The 576-nt window shown below is 29.9% G+C and carries 1 protein-coding gene; it reads right to left on the minus strand.

The annotated features are described in order from the left end of the window. Nucleotides 1-520 (minus strand): PTS transporter subunit IIC (locus GQX97_RS14225; protein ID WP_304488846.1); only part of this gene is annotated, 520 nt, incomplete at its 3' end. Between the last annotated feature and the right edge of the window lie 56 nt (nucleotides 521-576).

A 576-nucleotide genomic window follows, 5' to 3' on the forward strand; every position in this document is an offset into this window, starting at 1 on the left:
TCATACCTCTTTGTCCTATAGCAGGGAATAATGCTGCAGAAGCTCCTAATATAATAGCTCCCAATCCTATAGTAAGACCATCAGATACACCGTTTGCTTTAAATATTACAGTTAAAAGTGCTGCTAAATATAAATTGTGCTGACCTGTTAAAAATATGTATTTAAATGGAGTTAATCTAGCTATTAKTAAATTAGCTATAAAACCGGTAACCATTATTAAAGCAACTATAGGTCCAAATTTATTTTGAGCCAATGCTGTAACAGCTTCAGCTAAAGGTAATACTCCTTCCAAATTAAATGCTTTTGTAAATAAAGTTTGGAAAGAATTTAATGAACTAGTTGCCAAAGAAGAACCAGCACTAAAAATTATAAATCCAACTATTGTTTTTATAGTACCGATTACAACCTTATCCCATTTCTTCTTTTGTAAGATAAGACCAAACATAGCTATAAAACCAACTAATATAGAACTAGTACCTAATAAATCATAAACTATAAAATTTAATATCCCTGTAATCATTTGAATTTTCTCCTTATAATGTTATCACTGTGATGCTTATTTGCTTAAAGCTTCTG

The sequence above is a fragment of the Brachyspira sp. SAP_772 genome (assembly GCF_009755885.1).
Classification (GTDB): Bacteria; Spirochaetota; Brachyspiria; order Brachyspirales; family Brachyspiraceae; genus Brachyspira.